The organism is Pacificimonas aurantium (assembly GCF_020092905.1).
Classification (GTDB): Bacteria; Pseudomonadota; Alphaproteobacteria; order Sphingomonadales; family Sphingomonadaceae; genus Pacificimonas; species Pacificimonas aurantium.
In genome coordinates this window covers 95,262-112,684 of sequence record NZ_JAGSGB010000003.1, presented here as the reverse complement: position 1 = coordinate 112,684, position 17,423 = coordinate 95,262, and the positions used below count along the sequence as shown (strand labels likewise).

Sequence of the window (17,423 nt, the reverse complement as noted above, 5' to 3'; positions counted from 1 at the left end):
CGACGCGTCATAATCGGCACGTCATGTGCGCGGGCACGCAGGCGAAAGGAGGGGCGGAACCGGACAACCGTCCGCCTCCGCCCGTCTCTCATCCTACGCCGCCTTGTTACCGTCGTCGTCGTTGACCTCGGAGAACTCGGCGTCGACCACATCGTCGTCGCTGTCCGCGGTGCCGGTCTCGGCAGTGCCGGCGTCGGCCCCGGCTTCGGCACCGCCAGCGGCCTGCTCGGCCTCATAGATGGCCTGGCCAAGCTGCATGGCGACCTGCGCCAGCGCCTCGGACTTCGCCTTCAGCGCGTCGGCGTCGGGATCGTCCTTCTCCAGCTCGGACTTCAGGTCGGCCAGCTTCGCCTCGATGTCGGACTTCACCGACGCATCGACCTTGTCGCCATGCTCCTCGAGCTGCTTCTCGGTCGAATGGACGAGGCTGTCCGCCTGGTTCTTCGCTTCGGCGCGGGCGCGGCGCTTCTTGTCCTCCTCGGCGAACTTCTCGGCGTCCTTCACCATGCCTTCGATGTCGGCTTCGCTCAGGCCGCCCGACGACTGGATGCGGATCTGCTGTTCCTTGCCGGTTCCCTTGTCCTTCGCGCTGACGTTGACGATGCCGTTCGCGTCGATGTCGAAGGTGACCTCGATCTGCGGCACACCACGCGGGGCGGGCGGGATGCCCACCAGGTCGAACTGGCCGAGCAGCTTGTTGTCCTGCGCCATTTCGCGTTCGCCCTGGAAGACGCGGATCGTCACCGCATTCTGGTTGTCTTCCGCGGTCGAGTAGACCTGGCTCTTCTTGGTCGGGATCGTCGTGTTGCGGTCGATCATCTTCGTCATGACCCCGCCCAGCGTCTCGATGCCGAGCGACAGCGGCGTCACGTCGAGAAGAAGCACGTCCTTCACATCGCCCTGCAGCACGCCGGCCTGAATAGCCGCACCCATCGCGACGACCTCGTCGGGATTGACGCCCGTCGACGGGTCCTTGCCGAAGAAGCTCTTCACCTTCTCGCGCACCAGCGGCATGCGGGTCATGCCGCCGACGAGGATGATCTCATCCACTTCGCCCTTGTCGATGCCGGCATCCTTCAGCGCGGCCTTACAAGGCTCCATCGTGCGGTCGACGAGGTCGCCTACCAGCTTTTCGAGGTCGGAGCGGCTCAGCGTCTTCACCAGGTGCTTCGGACCGTTCTGGTCGGCAGTGATGAAGGGCAGGTTCACTTCGGTGGACTGGGCCGAGCTCAGCTCGATCTTCGCCTTTTCCGCGGCCTCCTTCAGGCGCTGGAGGGCCAGGCGGTCCTTGGTCAGGTCGATACCCTCGTCCTTCTTGAAACCCTCGGCCAGGTGCTCGACGATACGGGCGTCGAAATCCTCGCCGCCCAGGAAGGTGTCGCCGTTCGTCGACTTCACTTCGAAGACGCCGTCGCCCAGTTCCAAGATGGAGACGTCGAACGTGCCGCCGCCAAGGTCATAGACGGCGATGGTCTTGTTCGCGTCCTTGTCGAGACCATAGGCCAGCGCGGCTGCGGTGGGCTCGTTGATGATGCGCAGCACTTCCAGGCCGGCGATCTTGCCCGCATCCTTCGTCGCCTGGCGCTGGGCGTCGTTGAAATAGGCCGGGACAGTGATGACGGCCTGCGTCACGTCTTCGCCCAGATAGCTCTCGGCGGTTTCCTTCATCTTCTGCAGGATGAAGGCGGAAATCTGCGACGGGCTGTACTTCTCGCCGCCCGCTTCGACCCAGGCGTCGCCATTCGGGCCGGACACGATATTGTAGGGAACGAGGTCCTTGTCCTTCTTGGTGGTCGGATCCTCGAAGCGGCGCCCGATCAGGCGCTTGATCGCAAACAGCGTATTGTCGGGGTTCGTCACCGCCTGGCGCTTGGCCGGCTGGCCGACGAGGCGCTCGTTATCCTTGGTGAACGCGACCATGGACGGCGTCGTGCGCGCGCCCTCTGAATTCTCGATGACCTTCGGGTCGCTGCCTTCCATGACGGCCACGCAGCTGTTGGTGGTTCCCAGGTCGATACCAATGACTTTTGCCATGTGTTTCCTCTGTTCTTCTCTCAAGCAAAACAATGACGGCGGGCGCGCTCCGCTCTTTCAGAAGCCGCGGAACCCCGCCCGGACGAAACGCGATGTAAGAAGACGTATTTTTCCATACAAGGGCGGGACCGCCCGACTTTCCGGATAGCTGCCAGCAGATGAAGGAGCCTTACCGATGAGATTCAATGCGATCGCCGCAGCGTCGCTGCTAGCCCTGCTCCCCGCTTGTTCGGGCGAGCCTGTAGAGGATACGGACCTCGTGCAGGATGAAACGCCCGCCACGCTAGATGCAGCGCAGGCCGATGGGCCGCTCGACATCGAAAGCGATGTCACCGCCAGCGGTTTCGAACTGCTGCTGCCGGTGGTCGAGGGCCGCCCTGCCGTACTGTACGGCACGATCATGGGCGGGTCCGAACCGGACCGCCTGACCGACATCCTGATCGACAGCGCGCGCGTGGAAATGCACAACACGGTCGCCGGAGAGGGCGGCACGATGCGCATGGAGCAGCTTGACGAGATCCCCATAGAGCCGCGCGGAACCGTGACCTTCGAACGGGGCGGATATCATGGCATGGTCTTCGACGTTCCCGACATCATGGAAACGATGGACAGCGTCCCGGTCACGCTCGTCTTCGACATGGCCGGCCAGCAAAGCGTTGAAGCGCGGATCGATGGCTTGGCCGGCGGCATGGCCATGGAACCGGCGGAAGACATGACCGGTATGGAGCAGGAGACCGGTGCCGCGACCGCCAACACGGACGGGGACGCCGAACAATAGGCAGGATCGTCGAGGAGAGGCCGCCCACCGCAGGCGAGCGCCAGCTCGCCGCGCGGGTTTTCGGCGATGCACTCGACCTCTCCTCGATGCGTTTCCGCCTGGGGAAATACTGGTTCCTTCATCCCGCCCGGGCCGTCATGGCACCGGACGGGAATATCTGGTTCCACCCGAACGGCGGCCTGTGGCGACGGGATTATTCCGGTGAGGCGCTATGGCTCCGTGGGCTGATCGTCCACGAACTGACCCATGTCTGGCAACACCAGCGCGGCGTGTTCCTGCCGCTGAAACGGCATCCCTTCTGCCGCTACCGCTACGACTTCGAACCCGGCAGACCCTTTGCCGCCTACGGCATCGAGCAGCAGGCAGAGCTGGTGCGGCATGCCTACCTCCTCAGCGAGGGGCGCCGCCTCGCCGAAAAGCCGGACCTCGCCGCCTATCGGGCCGTCCTGCCCTTCCCGGCGGGGCATGCCTAGTTGGCGGCCCCGACGATCGGCCTCTGGTCGGTCGGAATGCCGTCGATCATGACAATCTCACGTGCGGGCTCGCGCGCCGGAGGGTCGCCATCCTCGGATCGTACCGGCGCCTCGCTGGCTGGCGGCGCGGGCGGGACGGCGCGTAGCGCTTCGGCCGCGGCTGTCAGCGCCTTCAGGGCCCGGTCCATGGCCGCCTCGCGGTCGAGCGGTGCGGCGGGACCGGACATCGTATCGGTTTCCGGCTTGTCGGCCGACACCGGAGCGGGGGCGGCCGGTTGCGGTGGGGCCGCACGCGGCGGCGCGGGTTCGAAACAGGCCGAAGCCTCGCGATATGCGTGCCGTCCCTCGTCTCGGCATAAGGGGTCGCGTAGCGGCAGGTCGTCGACGACGGCCTGGGCCAGAACGGCGACATCCTGCGGGTGACTGGATGCGCTGATGCGCAGCAGGGCGGCGAGCTCGCGGCAGAACCCCTGCCGGTCGGCACCGGCGGCAAAGTCATTCGCCAGCCGGGTGGTGAACCGGTCGTACATGTCCTCGCCGTCATAAAGGCCGTAGTCGCGCAGGAACCGGTCGCGGATCGTGCGGTTGTGATCGTCCAGCACCTCGCGTGCCTGATCTACGAAGCGGTTATAGTCCTCTTCGATATAACGGTCGCCGGTACGACATTTCAGCGTTCCGACCATCAGCATCGACTGATAGTAGCGCACTTCTGCTGAGGCGATTTCGCGCGCCTCCCAGCAGGCTGCCGACGTCACCGTCGACAGCGATCCGGCCGCAATGAAAGCGACCCATCCCGAAATCTGTCTGAGCCCCACCTTGGACCCCCTTTCCGAAAGAAAGCGAGTCCCCTGCCCTGCCGCAAACTGTAGCGGAATTCCTTCGGATGAAAAGGGGGCGATCTCTACATGCGAAAAGGGCCGGCTTTCCAGCCGGCCCTCGTCACGTCATCGATCCGGTGAAGGATCAGTCGGGATAGCCGGGCAATCCGCGGCAGTCATTGTCCAGATCGCCGTCCTCGTCATAGCCGTCGCAATCATCGTCCTTGTCGATGAAATAGCCGGCAGCCGCGCCTACGGCAGCGCCGACGGCGGCGGCGGTTCCTGTATCGGTGTCGACGACGCCGGTTTCATCGGCAAGGACGCCGGCGGCAGCGCCGGCGGCGGCTCCCTCGACGGCATAATTGTCGGCACAGGCCGCAGTCATCGTCAGGGCGGCAAGCGGCGCGGCGGCGGCGAGAAGCTTCTTTTTCATGGGTCGGTCTCCGAATTCTGGGGTCCCCGTGGACCAAGAAAGCGGGGACCGACCCCGAGGTTCCGCTGTCAGCCGAGTTTGCGCTCGTTCGTGCCGTCATAGGCCTTCACGTCGGCGCCCCGCACCTTTCCGGCCATGGCCTTGTTCATTTCGGCCATGTGCGGGGCATTCATATGTGCCTTCAGGGCATCCTCGTCGCGCCAGCATTCCGAAATCGAAATGCGTCCCGTGTCCGCATTTTCGATGGCCAGACTGTAGCGTACACAGCCATCTTCGGCCCGCGTTGCTTCCATCTGCTTTTGCAGGACGGGCAGCAGTCCCTCCACGGCTGCCGGGTCCACGTCCAGATATCCGAGTACGATTACCATCATCCTTCCCCTTTCTTATCTTCGGTCTTGGTCTCGAAGTCGCTTGCGTCATGCCGTTCGCGAAGCTGGTTTTCCGGTTTGCCGAACGTGCTGTTGACCATGCGCCCCCGCTTCACCGGCTCGCGGGCACCGATCTCATCGGTCCAGCGGCGCACATGCGAATAGTCGTCGACCTGCAAGAAGGTCCCGGCGTCATAGGCGGCGTTGTTCATGATCGCGCCGTACCAGGGCCATGTGGCGATGTCGGCGATGCTGTACTCGTCTCCGGCCAGGAACCGGTTCTCCGCCAGACGCTTGTCGAGAACGTCCAGCTGGCGCTTCACCTCCATCGCGTAACGGTTGATGGCATATTCGATCTTGATGGGTGCATAGGCGTAGAAATGGCCGAAGCCGCCGCCGAGGAACGGGGCCGAGCCCTGCAGCCAGAACAGCCAGTTTAGCGCCTCGGTGCGCGCCGCATGTTCGGTGGGGAGGAAAGCGCCGAATTTCTCAGCTAGGTAGAGAAGGATCGAGCCGCTTTCGAACACACGCGTCGCCGGCGCGGTCGAATGATCCATCATCGCCGGAATTTTCGAGTTCGGATTGACCGACACGAAGCCGGACCCGAACTGGTCGCCTTCGCCGATATTGATCAGCCACGCGTCATATTCCGCGCCCGAATGGCCCGCGGCCAGCAGCTCTTCCAGCATGACCGTCGCTTTCACGCCGTTCGGCGTTCCCAGCGAATAGAGCTGGATCGGATGCTTGCCGACCGGCAGCTCCTTCTCATGGGTCGCCCCTGATACCGGCCTGTTGATGCTGGCAAAGCGACCGCCCGACTCCTGGTCCCAAGTCCAGATCTTCGGCGGTTCGTAACCCGGCGGCTGGTTGTTCTGTGGGTCTGCTGTTTCGTCGGGCATGGGAAATCTCCTGAATGGCTTTCAGCGCCCCGCCAACCTAGCGAAGGAGGAAGGTGGGACCAGTGGAAGGTCCTATGCCCCGCACTAGAGAAACTTTCCTGGCAAGCGCCCGCCGTCCGATCAGGCGGCGTCGTGCAGGATGACCCCCAGCGTGTACCGCTCCCCGGATCGCACTTCGCCGACGCCATGACGCATCTTCAGCCGGTGATAGCCACCCGGTCCCCGGCCCGGACGGTCGTTGACGGCAAAGGCGACGGCGTCGCCCCGTCGCAGCGGGACCACATAGGGCCGGGACTGCATGCGCGGCTTCTGCTCGGTCAGGACGAACTCGCCGCCTGTGAAATCTTCCTCCGGTTCCGACAGCAGGAAGGCAAGCTGGATGGGAAAGACGATCTCTCCGTAAAGGTCCTGGTGCAGCCGGTTATAGTCGCCGGTTCCGTATTTCAGGAGAAGCGGCGTCGCCCTGGCCTGCCCCGCCGCCGCGCAGGCCCGCCAGAACTCGTCCGCGGTCCCGGGGAACTCCTCCTGCCCCAGCGCACGTCTCCAGCGATTCGCCGTCGGCAGCAGCAGGTCGTAAAGTCGCCGCCGCAACCGCTCGACCAGCGGCGGCAACGGATAGGAGAAATAGCGGTACTCACCCCGGCCATAACCATGCTGCGCCATGACGACATGGCTGCGAAACCTGGTTTCGTCGCCGTATAGCGCGCGCAAATCCTCGCACTCGCCGCGGTCCATCAGGGCGGGAAGGAGGGACCAGCCGCGCTCGTCCAGTCCTGCGGACAGGTCGCCATCGTCTGGCGGCAGCTTCGGCATTGACGCGTGCTCCCTCTTCCCGCGCCAGACCTACTCGTAGGTCACGTTCGGCAGCCCTTCGCCGCCCGAGGCAATGAAGTCCTCGATCCGCGTCTCGAGCGCGGGAAGCGGCACCGAGCCGAGCGCGAGGATCACGTCGTGGAATTTGCGAATGTCGAACTCTTCGCCCAGCTCGGCTTCGGCCTCGCGGCGCAGGCGGCGGATCGTCATCTCGCCCAGCTTGTAGGCCGTCGCCTGGCCCGGCCAGCTGATATAGCGATCCACTTCGGTGCCGACTTCATGCTCCGACAGGGCCGTGCGGTCCGCCAGATAGTCCACGGCGCGCTGGCGGTCCCAGCCATAATGATGAATGCCCGTGTCGATAACGAGGCGCACCGCGCGCCACATCTCGTAGGACAGCTTGCCGAACCGCTCATAGGGCGTCCGGTAGATGCCCATCTCCTCGCCCAGATATTCGGTGTAGAGGCCCCAGCCTTCGCCGAAGCCGGAAAAATAGGTCTGACGGCGGAAGCGCGGAGCGCCTTCGCGTTCCAGCGCCACGCTCGCCTGGAAGGAATGGCCGGGCACGCACTCATGCAGCGTCAGCGCCGGAATATTGTAGAGCGGGCGCGAGGGCAGGTCGTGCGTGTTCATCAGGCAGCTTTCCAGCCCCCCGCGCCCCGCGGTGTAGAAGGGCGCGATGGCCTCGGGTACCGGCCGGATGGTGAAGCGGTGTCGCGGCAGAAAGCCGAAATAGTCGTCCAGCACGCCGTCGACGCGCTTTGCCACATAGGCCGAGACGCCCATCAACTCGTCGCCGTCCTCGGCGATGAACTGCGGATCGCTGCGGAGCGCGGCGGTGAATTCGGGCAGCGTGCCCTCGAACCCGACCTCGTCCATCACCGCCTGCATCTCGCGCTCGATGCGCGCGACCTCGCGCAGGCCGATCTCGTGAATCTCCTCCGGTCCCAGGTCGAGCGTCGTATATTGCTTCAGCTGCTGGCGGTAATAGGCCTCGCCGTCGGGAAACTCGCGCGCGCCGAGGCTCGTGCGGGTCGCGGGCAGGTACTCCTCGCGCATGAAGGACAAGAGGTCGCGGTAGGCGGGAATGACCGCCTCCTCGATCGCGGCCCGCCCTTCGGCGCGAAGGCGGTCCCGCTCAGCTTCGGCGATGCTTTGCGGCATGGCTTCGAAGGCATCCCAGAAGGGATTCTGCTCCACCTCGGCGCCGGTATAGCTTTCGATCGAGGCGTCGCGCCCTTCCAGCGTCACCCGCGGCACCGAGAAGCCGCGCGCCAGACCGGCGCGCGCATTCTCGATATGTTCGGCGAAATAGCGCGGCACCTGCCGCATACGGGCGATGTAGCGCTCATACTCTTCGGCGCTCGCATAGGGAGCGCGCGGATTGAGATAGGTCCAGAAGGACGAGTCGCTGTCGAACGGCATTTCCCATTCGCGGTAACGCGCGTCGCCGACCTGCTCTTCGAGGATTGTACGAAAGACGATGGCGTTCGTCCGCTCCGCCGGGGACAGCGCCGCCATGTCGATCCCGCTAAGCCGCGCCAGCAGGTCCTGGTAGTAGGCGGCGCGGCGCGTCTGCGCCTCGGGGGTTACGGAGGGCAGGCCGGCCCCCAGTGCCATCGATCCGTTCGCCTCTTCGATCAGGCCGAACTCCTCGCTGCGCCAGTCCCAATATTCCTCGTACAGCGCCTGAAGCGCGGTATCCGCCGCGGTTGCGGCGCTCTCGTCGGTGGCCGCAACGCCGGGCTCCTGCGCCGCGGCGCCCGTCAGCGGCAGGGCCGCCAGATTACCCGCAAGCAGCGCCGCCGCCAGTACGCGTCCCAGACCCATGTTCAGCCTCCATCCCCGAAAAGTCACATCGACCGCTGCTTAGAAAGCGTCGCCGCCAATGCAAAGCCGCGGTCGCAGGAAGAAGCACCTAGCGCGTCCAGAACCCGCGCCTCGCCGCGGACCGGGCGGCGAGGCGGCTAGATTTGCACCTGCAAACCGCTTTCGATGACCCGCTCACTGGGAATGCGGAAGAATTGCATCGCCCGTCCCGCATTGCGGTTCATGCGTCGGAACAGCGCGGCGCGCCATTTCGACATGCTTCCCTGTCCCTTCGGTCGGAAAGGCAGCTGCGGCCGGCCGCCGTACCGCGGCCCCCGGGGTGCCCGATCACTGCCGCTACTTCGCGACGCTGACCATGGCAGGCCGCAGCAGGCGGTCCTTGATCTTGTACCCCGGCTGCAATTCCTGCACGATGGTCCCGGCGGCATGTTCTTCGTCGGCTTCCACTTCCATCATGGCCTGATGTGTGTGCGGATCGAGCGGCTGCCCGACGCTCTCCACGCGTGAAATGCCGTGCTTCTCGAACGCCTTCATCAGTTCCTTCTGCGTCATCTCCACGCCGGTGAGCAGACCCTTGTTGACCACCTCGTCCTTTTCGGCAGCGTCGAGCGCACGTGTCAGGTTGTCGGCTACCGAGAGCAGATCCCGGGCGAAACCGGTGATGGCATAGCTCGAACTGTCTTCCTTTTCGCGCTCAAGGCGGCGGCGCACATTTTCTGTCTCCGCCACGGCCCGCATCAGACGGTCCTTCAGCGTCGCGACTTCGGACTCCAGGTCGGTCAGGCGCTGGTCCTGTTCGGCGTCATGGGTCTCGCCCGCCGCCGCTTCGGCTTCTGCCTCGGCCAGTTCGGCTTCGGCACTCGAAAAGTCGGGTTCGGTCCGCTCGGGCTCGGTGTTCTTGTCGTCGTTATGAGCGTTTTCAGTCGTCATTCTATCAGCCTCGATAGTGTTTTAGCGGTATAATCCACCATTGGTATGATGCGCGCATAGTTCAATCGCGTCGGCCCGATAACCCCGACGACCCCCAATATGCTCCCTCCATCGGAGGCATAGGGCGCCGCGATCATGCTCGACCCCGACAGCGAGTAGAGCGGATTCTCCGCTCCGATGAAGATGCGCATCGACTTTGCCTCGCGGGCCAGGTCAAGCACGCTGAGAAGTTGTTCCTTCTCGTCTATATCTTCAAGAAGCTGGCGGACCCGGTCCAGGTCGTCCGCATTGGACGGGTCCAGCAGGTGCGCCTGGCCCCGCACGATCAGGACGGCGCGGTTGCTCTCATCACGCGACCAGACGGCCAGGCCGGTTTCGACGAGCCCGGAGGCAGCCTTCTGTAGTGCCGCGCGCCCGCTGCGAATTTCCTGTTCCAGCCGCTCTACGCCCTCTTTCAGCGTCAGACCCGACAGGCGCTCATTCGCATAGTTGGTCGCTTCTGCCAGCGCCGCGTCGCTCAGCGCTTCCTCGCTTTCCACGATGCGGTTTTCGACGCTTCCGTCCGCACCGATCAGAACCATAAGCGCGCGCCGGTCCGACAGACGGGTGAAGGCAACCTGGCGCAGGCGCGCATCGCCGCGGGGCATCATTACCAGCGCAGCACAGGAGGCCAGGTCCGCCAGCGCGCCAGTGGTCTTTTCCAGCGCGCTGCTCAACCCTTCGGACGTGGCGGCGCGGGTCTGCTGTTCGATCGCCGCGCGCTCGGCTTCGTCCGGTTTCCTCCACTCGATCATCCCGTCCACGAACAGGCGCAGCCCGGCATCGGTCGGCATGCGTCCGGCAGAAGTATGCGGGGCCGCCAGCAAACCTGCGGACTCGAGGTCCTTCAGGACGCTGCGGATGGATGCGGGCGACAGGCGCAGCGCATCGGGCCGTGCTGCCAGCGTCTTCGACCCGACAGGCATGCCGGTCGTGACATATTGTTCGACCACCTGCGCAAAGACCGTGCGCGCGCGGTCGGAAAGTTCGGTTAGGTCAGTCATTCGCTAGGCTGATTTAGGTAGCCGTCCTGCTTCTGTCATCCCGGCCGCCGGCCCGCATCCCCCTACCTCTCAGCCCCGGGCGAGCCGGGGGCGCTGCCGGCTCGGTTCCCGCCACACGCGGCCGGGTCCGCGCCGGGATGACAGTCGCCCGGCTAGCGACTAGACGCACCGCCCAAGACAGCTTGCCGAAAAAGAAGGAATGCCCATGCGCCCATCCGGACGCGCGCCCGATCAGATGCGCGCCATCGAAATCGTTCCCAACTACACCAAGCACGCGGCCGGGTCGGTGCTGATCAAGTTCGGTGATACCCATGTTCTGTGTACCGCCAGCGTCGAGGAGCGGCTGCCGCCCTGGCTCCGCGGACAGGGCAAGGGCTGGGTCACCGGTGAATATGGCATGCTGCCCGGTTCGACGCACACCCGCGGCAGCCGCGAAGCAGCGCGCGGAAAGCAATCCGGTCGCACGCAGGAAATCCAGCGGCTCATCGGTCGTTCGCTGCGCGCCGTGGTTGACCTTGAAAAGCTCGGTGAGCGCCAGATCACGCTCGACTGCGACGTGATCCAGGCGGATGGCGGCACCCGCACGGCCTCGATCTCGGGTGCGTGGGTGGCGCTGCGCATGGCGGTCGACAGACTGATGGCCGACAATCCGGACATGCAGGACCCCATCACCGCGCAGGTCGCTGCAATTTCATGCGGTGTCTATCAGGGCACGGCCGTCTCCGACCTCGACTATGATGAGGATTCGAACGCCGAAACCGACGCCAATTTCGTCATGATCCCGGGTGGCGGGATCGTTGAAATTCAGGGCACAGCCGAGCAGGACCCTTTCGACGAGGAAATGCTGCTGCGGCTGCTTCGCCTGGCCCGCATGGGATGCGACGAAATCTTTTCCGCGCAGAAACAGGCAGCGCAGCAGGCTTCGGGAAAATGACCAGCCGCCAGCTCGAGCCCGGGCCGCTGGTCATTGCAAGCCACAACCCGGGCAAGGTCCGCGAAATCGCAGCGCTTCTGGGACCGTTCGGCGTCGAGCCCGTCTCGGCAGGCGATCTCGGCTTGCCCGAACCGGAGGAGACGGAGGACAGTTTCCGCGGCAATGCCGAGCTGAAAGCCGTGGCCGCTACGACGGCAAGCGGGAAACCGGCCCTTGCGGATGACAGCGGGTTGGTGGTCGACGCTTTGGGCGGGGCACCGGGCATCTATTCGGCGCGCTGGGGCGGTCCGGAAAAGGACTTCGACCTCGCCATGAAGCGCGTCCATGAGGAAATGACCAAGAGTGCCGGACCGGACAGCGCCCACTTCACCTGTGCCCTGTCCCTCGCCTGGCCCGACGGCCACACTGAGACGTTCGAGGGCCACGTCCACGGCCGGATCGTCTGGCCTCCGCGCGGCAACCGGGGCTTCGGATACGACCCTATCTTTCAGCGGGAGGGCGACGACATTACCTTCGGGGAGATGGATCCCGACCGGAAACATGAACTCAGCCACCGGGCGGCGGCGTTCGGCCAGCTCGTTCGCGCCTGCCTGGATCGCTGAGACAGGAACGCCGAGACCGGAACGCCGATATCGCAGACGCCCTCGCCCTTTACGTGCATTGGCCGTTCTGCGCGCGCAAATGCCCCTATTGCGATTTCAACAGTCATGTGCGCACGGCGCTGCCGGAGGCGGCGTGGCTCGCGAAGATCCTCGATGAACTTCGCTACGAACAGGAACGCACCCCAGGGCAGCTGCTGACGAGCATCTTTTTCGGCGGCGGAACACCGTCGCTGATGCAGCCGGAAAGCGCAGCGGCGATCATCGAGGCGGCGACGGGCCTCTGGCCCTGCGCTGACGAAGTCGAAATCACGCTGGAAGCAAATCCTTCCACTGTGGAAGCGGAGCGGTTCGCCGGTTTCCGCGCCGCCGGCGTCAATCGCACGTCACTCGGCATCCAGGCGCTCGACGATACGGACCTGACGCGGCTTGGACGTACGCACGACCTTGCCGAAGCCCTCGCGGCCCTTGAGGCCGCGCAGCGGAACTTTGACCGCGTCAGCTTCGACCTGATCTACGCACGCGAAGGACAGACGCCCGGTGCCTGGGAGCGCGAGCTGGAGCGGGCGCTCGCTTTCGGAACCGAGCATCTTTCGCTCTACCAGCTCACCATCGAACCGGGCACGCACTTCGCGACGCGCTACGCGCGCGGCGAACTTGTCCTGCCGGCCGAGGACCCGGCTGCCGAGATGTTCGAGTTGACGCGCGCGCGCTGCCGCACAGCGGGCCTTGCACCTTACGAGACGTCAAACTTTGCGCGTTTCGGCGCCGAGAGCCGTCACAATCTCAGCTATTGGCAGTATGGCGACTATGCGGGTGTCGGGCCGGGCGCGCATGGTCGCCGCTCCCACGCGGCGACGGTTCGCACCCGGCTGCCGGAGCGCTGGCTCGCCTCCGGGCCCGCTCCGGAAACCGAGACGCCGTTGCCCGCTCAGGAGCGCGCTGCCGAAGCCCTCATGATGGGTTTGCGGCTGGAGACGGGGATCGATCCGGACGGGTTTCTGGACCGGACCGGCGTTCCGCTGTCGGGCGCCATCGACGCCGCGGCGCTCTCGCGCCTCTCCGAATTGAGCCTGGTCGAGGCCGAGCCGCGCCTGCGGCTGACCGAACGCGGCGCGCTTCTTCTCGACCGCATCGCCGCCGAACTGCTCGCGGACGATCTCGCCGCCACTCTTGCGTCCGCCGCCTAGCCCGCGGTGGAAGTACATAGCATGCCGGGGCGCTAGAACTCAGCCTGGCCGGTAAGTTGGATAACTCCCAGGTCCGAGCGAGGCTCTGACCTGGGAGGCCTTCAAAAAAAGGCCGGCGGGGTTGCCGCCGGCAGTTGCTGAACCGCCCCTTGGGAGGAAAACGGCTCAGAAATCGTAGCTGACGGACAAGCCGAATGTGCGCGTCCGACCGGGGAAACGAACCACGGTGTTCGCGTTCGAAGCCACTGCCGACCAGTAGTAGGTATCGGTCAGGTTTCGTCCCCAGACGCTGACTTCCCAGCCCGTGTCGAGGCCGTAGAGCGCCGCGCTGGCGTTCACGATGGCATAGTCGTCGATGGTGTAGGGATACTCGTTCTCGAGAGTCGTGAAGACCTCGGTCTGGTATCGCCCGTTCGCCGTAATGCGCATTCCCAGCGAGGAGGAGACCGGCGCATCGTAGTTGACCGTCAGCGATCCGGAGAACTCGGGGCTGTAAGGGAATTCAGAACCGTCGTAGGTTTCGGGCTGTCCGGCGGCATTGATACCGTCATAGGCCTCGATCTCGGTCTGGAGATAAGTGGCCGCCGCCGAAATCGTGAGCTCGTCACCGACATAGACGGTCACGTCGCCGTCGATACCCCAGGCGTTCGAAGTCGGAACGTTCACGAGCCGCGACAAGGCGGTGTAGATGGGATCGGGAAAGTAGCTGCTGAGCTGCTTGTCCTTATAGTCGTAGTAGAAACCCGCCACGTTCAGCTGGGCGGCGTTGTCGAACATGCCGGCCTTCACACCCAGCTCATACGCTGTGAGCTGCTCCTGTACCGCCGGAAAATTCTGTTCCGCGATGCTGGCGGCGTTCACCGGCGTGCTGCCGGATTTGAAACCGCGTGAGACAGAGCCGAACACCAGAACGTCGTTCGTCGCGTCCCAGGCAAGTGCGCCGCGCCAGGCGACATTGTCTTCTTCAAGGCTCGATTCGACCGGCCCGAAGGTCAACGTCTCGGGATCGAAGGTATTACATTCGCCTTGGCTGATCGGATCGACGAGTTCACCGTAGATGCCCAGGAAGAGAAAGCGATTCACGACGTTGACGTTGGGCAGCATGTTGCCGTTCACGTCGCGCGAGCAGCCGACATAGTCCTGAGTGTCGTCGGTGTAGCGAACGCCAGCCGTCAGGCGCAGCGTATCGGCCAGGTCTACATCAGCATTGGCGAACAGGCTGAAGACCTCGGTCTGGAATTCGGCCTCGTCGCGGTAGGTCCGGAACGCCTGCCCGATTTCGGTGGGCGTATAGCCGAAGGGGTTGAGGAACGGGATGTCGATCGGGGCCGGCCCGCCGCTTCCGGGAAGACCGTTCAGGCCCAGAAAGCGAATGAAATTCGGGTTGGCATTCTCGCCAAGAAGCGTCCGGTTGGTATCGAGGATGTCGTCGTGCGCGTAATAGCCGCCGAACAGGATCTGCGCCGGACCGACATCATATTCGACCCGTAGCTCCTGCGAGAAACTGTCGATCTCGCCGACTGTATTCTGGATCAGAACCTCGTACGGCGCGCCGCTCCAGTCGAAGGTGGCATCGCGCTCCACATGGTTGAACCCGGTTAGCGAGATCAGGTTCACGCGGTCGCTGAGTTCGAGTTCCGCAAGCGCACGAAGCGAGTAGAACTCGTTATTCTCCTGTAGGTCCTCGTCCAGCCCGAGCCCTGTGCCGATATCGGTGCGGCGGCGGGAATCGGGTGCCCAGTCCGCCTGGTCACCCTCCGTCGGGAAGTTGTTCGCCACAAATTCCGGCAGGCCGGGGGCGTTGAATACCCCGCTTGCGCCCGTAACCGGATCGGTATTCGGCGTGAAGCCGATGGCCTGCGCTGCGAGAGTATCGGAATTGTTGATCCACCCGGAGGCCGCAAGTTCCAGATCCATCCCGTCGGCGGGCTGCGCAGCAATGGTCAGACGGGCGCCGTAGCGATGATTTTCGCCAAGCGTCTCATCGCGGCTGATGCTTTCCTGCCAACCATCGAAGCTGTCCTCGGTTCGGAAGGCGAAGCGCGCCTGTATGGAGTCGCTGAGCGGACCGGAAATATAGCCCTCTGAATTGACGGTGGAGTAGTTGCCCAGCTCACCCTCAATACCTGCTTCGAAATATGTCGTCGGCTTTGCCGTAATGAAGTTGACCAGCCCACCAGTCGTATTCCGGCCGTAGAGAGTCCCCTGCGGACCCTTCAGGACTTCGACCCGCTCAAGGTCGTAAACCGGGCCGGTATTCATGAACGGATAGGCCAGCGCGACTTCGTCGACATAGGTGCCGACCGTCGATGTCGCCGACAGGTTGATCGTGTTGAAGCCGATTCCGCGAAGGGTATAGATCGGCACACCCTGGTAACCGCGCGAGACGGTGAAACTCGGCGCCACCGCAGTCAGGTCTTCGGTGTCCGTTACGCGGAGGTTGTCGAGCTGTTCGCCGTCGAAGGCCTGGACCGACACCGGGATATCGTTGATGGACTCCGCGCGCCGGGTCGCCGTCACGACGATGACCCGGCTGGCAGCGACAGGTTCGCGCTCGGCGGCAGTCTGTTCAGTCGCTGCCGACGCTCCCTGTTCGTCCTGTACGCCCTGCGCGGCGGCTGCGGTCGAGATGATAGCAGCGCTGGACGCCGCTACGAGAAAGGCTGATTTCATCGATTTTCCCCAAGGTTCTTTTGCGGCGTCTACTACGCGTTCCGACTTGGGCGGAGAAACTAACACTCATGTGAGTTAAACCGGGGCGCGATTTCCTGAAGGAATAGGATCTCCGCCTCTATGTGCGGTCGCTACTGCCTATATTCGACGAATGAGATCGAATGAGGCTAGAGCGGGAAGGCGAAACGCCTTGGGGAGACAAGAATGAGTCAGGACGCTGCCCACGCACGTCCGCGCGGCCAGTCGAAAGACGCCCTGCTCGACGCGGCCAGCGCCCTGATGCGCGACCTAGACACGATCGACGTGCGCATGGTCGACATAGCCGCCGGGGCCGGCGTCAATCATGCCATGGTGAAATATCATTTCGGCAGCAAGGAAGGCCTGCTGTTCGCCCTGATCGAACGCGACATGGCGAATGCCATAGAGGACCTGGACAGGCTGCTTGCGCTCGACGCTTCGCCCTCGACGAAGATGAGGATCCACCTTCGCGGCATTCTCGATACCTATTACCGTATTCCCTACCTGAATCGCCTGATCCAGACGATGATGCGCGATTCAGAACCGGAGCGGCAACGGCACATCGCCAAGGAAATGCTGACCCGTATTGCCGGCGCGCAGGCCGAGATCATTGCCGCCGGAATCGCAGCCGGTGAATTTCACCAAGTCGATCCGAAGCTTTTCTATTTCCTGACGATCGGCGCGTCGGACGGTCTCTACTCGAACCGTTTCACCATGTCGGCGGTCTTTGGCGGTCTGCCGAACCCCGACAACGAGCTTCATGCGCGAAATCGGCAGCAAACCGTCGACCTGTTGATGAGAGGTCTGACCAAAGGCGCGGCTCTGAAACGAGCTAAGCGAGATTAGGTCAGCCAGCGGCGAAGCTGACCGGAACCAGTACCCAAGCCGCCACCGGTTCGCCTGCCTGCCTGGCTGGCACGAACCTCCACTTGGCGACCGTTTTCAAAGCTGCCTTGTCCAATCGGGAAAAGCCCGAGCTTGTCTTCAACTCCACGGTGTCGGCTGTTCCCTCGGGGGTTACCAGAACGCGCAGCATGACGGTGCCCTCCTCGCGATACCTGCGCGAGAGGTACGGCGTTTTGGGGGCGGGATTGTTTAGCTGGGCCGCACTGAAATCCGGGGGAGTAACCGGCGCCGGCGGGGCCGGGGGTGCGGGCGTCGCGGAAGCTGCCGGAACGGGCACCGCCACCGCGACGGGTTCCGGCGGCAGGGTCACGCTTACTGCGCGCACGGGAGACGGACGCGGAGGCGTCCGCACGATCGGGGGCGGGGCCACGACGAGCGAGGGTGGCGGAAGCTCCGCCACGACTATCTCGACGATTTCCGGTTCCGGAGGCGCCGCCGCCTTCACCGGTTCGGCAACGGAGAAGGTTTCCAATGGCACCGGCGCGAGGTCGAGTTCGATGGTACCCGTCGAGACTGCAGCCACCAGAGCGGCGACGTGGAAGCCCGCGATCAAGCCGAGAACCCGAAAGTCAGGCCGGCGCGTGTCGTCTCCGAACCGTTTCTCGGCCCTCTGCTCGTAGCCTGCGCCGGACAATCGGCGCAGGCTAAGCGCAAAGTGATCGGAGGCGGGCATCGCGGTCATGG

General features: G+C 64.2%; 18 protein-coding genes. 6 read left to right on the top strand and 12 right to left on the bottom strand.

Annotated elements, in window-relative coordinates; translation table 11 throughout:
* Positions 1 to 93: 93 nt before the first annotated feature.
* Positions 94 to 2,034 carry a molecular chaperone DnaK gene (gene dnaK / locus KCN53_RS13655; protein ID WP_088713661.1) on the bottom strand — a complete coding sequence of 647 codons (1,941 nt, stop codon included), beginning with the start codon at positions 2,032 to 2,034 and terminating at the stop codon, positions 94 to 96.
* 175 nt (positions 2,035 to 2,209) lie between these two features.
* Between dnaK and KCN53_RS13650 the strand changes: the two genes are divergently transcribed.
* Together KCN53_RS13650 and KCN53_RS13645 are read left to right on the top strand one after the other, a co-directional pair.
* Positions 2,210 to 2,812, top strand: a complete 603-nt coding sequence (locus KCN53_RS13650) for a copper chaperone PCu(A)C (protein ID WP_088713662.1) — start codon at positions 2,210 to 2,212, stop codon at positions 2,810 to 2,812.
* Between the two features lie 86 nt (positions 2,813 to 2,898).
* Positions 2,899 to 3,285 (top strand): vgr related protein, encoded by a 387-nt coding sequence (locus tag KCN53_RS13645; protein ID WP_224199729.1) that lies wholly within the window; start codon positions 2,899 to 2,901, stop codon positions 3,283 to 3,285.
* On the opposite strand, the gene KCN53_RS13640 is transcribed toward KCN53_RS13645, so the two are convergent.
* The 9 genes from KCN53_RS13640 to hrcA form a co-directional block, all read right to left on the bottom strand.
* On the bottom strand, positions 3,282 to 4,100 hold the full coding sequence (locus KCN53_RS13640) for a hypothetical protein (RefSeq protein ID WP_088713664.1): 819 nt from the start codon (positions 4,098 to 4,100) through the stop codon (positions 3,282 to 3,284). The two genes, KCN53_RS13645 and KCN53_RS13640, sit on opposite strands and share 4 nt — an antisense overlap.
* Positions 4,101 to 4,248: 148 nt before the next feature.
* Positions 4,249 to 4,536, bottom strand: coding sequence for a glycine zipper domain-containing protein (locus tag KCN53_RS13635; protein WP_088713665.1), 288 nt, complete (start codon positions 4,534 to 4,536; stop codon positions 4,249 to 4,251).
* Positions 4,537 to 4,604: 68 nt separating this feature from the next.
* Positions 4,605 to 4,907, bottom strand: coding sequence for a putative quinol monooxygenase (locus KCN53_RS13630; RefSeq protein ID WP_088713666.1), 303 nt, complete (start codon positions 4,905 to 4,907; stop codon positions 4,605 to 4,607).
* Complete coding sequence (yghU, locus tag KCN53_RS13625; protein ID WP_088713667.1) at positions 4,904 to 5,803, bottom strand: glutathione-dependent disulfide-bond oxidoreductase; 900 nt, start codon at positions 5,801 to 5,803, stop codon at positions 4,904 to 4,906. The genes KCN53_RS13630 and yghU overlap by 4 nt, the downstream gene beginning before the upstream one ends.
* 120 nt (positions 5,804 to 5,923) lie before the next feature.
* Positions 5,924 to 6,616 carry a 2OG-Fe(II) oxygenase gene (locus KCN53_RS13620; protein ID WP_088713668.1) on the bottom strand — a complete coding sequence of 231 codons (693 nt, stop codon included), beginning with the start codon at positions 6,614 to 6,616 and terminating at the stop codon, positions 5,924 to 5,926.
* A gap of 30 nt (positions 6,617 to 6,646) precedes the next feature.
* The gene (locus KCN53_RS13615; protein WP_088713669.1) at positions 6,647 to 8,446 is read right to left on the bottom strand and encodes a DUF885 domain-containing protein; all 1,800 of its coding nucleotides are present in this window, start codon (positions 8,444 to 8,446) and stop codon (positions 6,647 to 6,649) included.
* A 137-nt stretch (positions 8,447 to 8,583) separates the two neighbouring features.
* The gene (locus tag KCN53_RS16265; protein WP_397333649.1) at positions 8,584 to 8,703 is read right to left on the bottom strand and encodes a KUP/HAK/KT family potassium transporter; all 120 of its coding nucleotides are present in this window, start codon (positions 8,701 to 8,703) and stop codon (positions 8,584 to 8,586) included.
* Positions 8,704 to 8,782: 79 nt separating this feature from the next.
* The gene (grpE, locus tag KCN53_RS13610) at positions 8,783 to 9,376 is read right to left on the bottom strand and encodes a nucleotide exchange factor GrpE (protein ID WP_088713670.1); all 594 of its coding nucleotides are present in this window, start codon (positions 9,374 to 9,376) and stop codon (positions 8,783 to 8,785) included.
* Complete coding sequence (hrcA, locus tag KCN53_RS13605; protein ID WP_088713671.1) at positions 9,373 to 10,419, bottom strand: heat-inducible transcriptional repressor HrcA; 1,047 nt, start codon at positions 10,417 to 10,419, stop codon at positions 9,373 to 9,375. Before hrcA ends, grpE begins: the two co-directional genes overlap by 4 nt.
* A gap of 205 nt (positions 10,420 to 10,624) precedes the next feature.
* On the opposite strand from hrcA, the gene rph reads away from it, so the two are divergent.
* The 3 genes from rph to hemW are packed head-to-tail and all read left to right on the top strand — an operon-like array spanning position 10,625 to position 13,142.
* Entirely contained in the window at positions 10,625 to 11,353 is a 729-nt protein-coding gene (gene rph / locus KCN53_RS13600) for a ribonuclease PH (RefSeq protein ID WP_088713760.1), read from the top strand.
* A complete protein-coding gene (gene rdgB / locus KCN53_RS13595; RefSeq protein WP_088713672.1) occupies positions 11,350 to 11,955 on the top strand; it encodes an RdgB/HAM1 family non-canonical purine NTP pyrophosphatase in 606 nt (201 codons plus the stop codon). The genes rph and rdgB overlap by 4 nt, the downstream gene beginning before the upstream one ends.
* A 53-nt stretch (positions 11,956 to 12,008) precedes the next feature.
* A complete protein-coding gene (gene hemW / locus KCN53_RS13590) occupies positions 12,009 to 13,142 on the top strand; it encodes a radical SAM family heme chaperone HemW (RefSeq protein WP_243444659.1) in 1,134 nt (377 codons plus the stop codon).
* 165 nt (positions 13,143 to 13,307) lie between these two features.
* Here hemW and KCN53_RS13585 read toward each other — a convergent pair whose 3' ends face one another.
* On the bottom strand, positions 13,308 to 15,815 hold the full coding sequence (locus tag KCN53_RS13585; RefSeq protein ID WP_088713674.1) for a TonB-dependent receptor: 2,508 nt from the start codon (positions 15,813 to 15,815) through the stop codon (positions 13,308 to 13,310).
* Between the two features lie 204 nt (positions 15,816 to 16,019).
* On the opposite strand from KCN53_RS13585, the gene KCN53_RS13580 reads away from it, so the two are divergent.
* Entirely contained in the window at positions 16,020 to 16,679 is a 660-nt protein-coding gene (locus KCN53_RS13580) for a TetR family transcriptional regulator (RefSeq protein ID WP_088713675.1), read from the top strand.
* A 1-nt stretch (position 16,680) separates the two neighbouring features.
* On the opposite strand, the gene KCN53_RS13575 is transcribed toward KCN53_RS13580, so the two are convergent.
* Positions 16,681 to 17,421, bottom strand: a complete 741-nt coding sequence (locus KCN53_RS13575; RefSeq protein ID WP_224199727.1) for an energy transducer TonB — start codon at positions 17,419 to 17,421, stop codon at positions 16,681 to 16,683.
* Between the last annotated feature and the right edge of the window lie 2 nt (positions 17,422 to 17,423).

Bases quoted from the DNA above. Each gene is read 5' to 3' on its own strand.
- dnaK (WP_088713661.1), bottom strand. From the start codon at position 2,034: ATGGCAAAAGTCATTGGTATCGACCTGGGAACCACCAACAGCTGCGTG.
- KCN53_RS13650 (WP_088713662.1), top strand. From the start codon at position 2,210: ATGAGATTCAATGCGATCGCCGCAGCGTCGCTGCTAGCCCTGCTCCCC.
- KCN53_RS13645 (WP_224199729.1), top strand. From the start codon at position 2,899: ATGCGTTTCCGCCTGGGGAAATACTGGTTCCTTCATCCCGCCCGGGCC.
- KCN53_RS13635 (WP_088713665.1), bottom strand. From the start codon at position 4,536: ATGAAAAAGAAGCTTCTCGCCGCCGCCGCGCCGCTTGCCGCCCTGACG.
- KCN53_RS13630 (WP_088713666.1), bottom strand. From the start codon at position 4,907: ATGATGGTAATCGTACTCGGATATCTGGACGTGGACCCGGCAGCCGTG.
- yghU (WP_088713667.1), bottom strand. From the start codon at position 5,803: ATGCCCGACGAAACAGCAGACCCACAGAACAACCAGCCGCCGGGTTAC.
- KCN53_RS13620 (WP_088713668.1), bottom strand. From the start codon at position 6,616: ATGCCGAAGCTGCCGCCAGACGATGGCGACCTGTCCGCAGGACTGGAC.
- KCN53_RS13615 (WP_088713669.1), bottom strand. From the start codon at position 8,446: ATGGGTCTGGGACGCGTACTGGCGGCGGCGCTGCTTGCGGGTAATCTG.
- KCN53_RS16265 (WP_397333649.1), bottom strand. From the start codon at position 8,703: ATGTCGAAATGGCGCGCCGCGCTGTTCCGACGCATGAACCGCAATGCG.
- grpE (WP_088713670.1), bottom strand. From the start codon at position 9,376: ATGACGACTGAAAACGCTCATAACGACGACAAGAACACCGAGCCCGAG.
- hrcA (WP_088713671.1), bottom strand. From the start codon at position 10,419: ATGACTGACCTAACCGAACTTTCCGACCGCGCGCGCACGGTCTTTGCG.
- rph (WP_088713760.1), top strand. From the start codon at position 10,625: ATGCGCCCATCCGGACGCGCGCCCGATCAGATGCGCGCCATCGAAATC.
- rdgB (WP_088713672.1), top strand. From the start codon at position 11,350: ATGACCAGCCGCCAGCTCGAGCCCGGGCCGCTGGTCATTGCAAGCCAC.
- KCN53_RS13585 (WP_088713674.1), bottom strand. From the start codon at position 15,815: ATGAAATCAGCCTTTCTCGTAGCGGCGTCCAGCGCTGCTATCATCTCG.
- KCN53_RS13580 (WP_088713675.1), top strand. From the start codon at position 16,020: ATGAGTCAGGACGCTGCCCACGCACGTCCGCGCGGCCAGTCGAAAGAC.
- KCN53_RS13575 (WP_224199727.1), bottom strand. From the start codon at position 17,421: ATGACCGCGATGCCCGCCTCCGATCACTTTGCGCTTAGCCTGCGCCGA.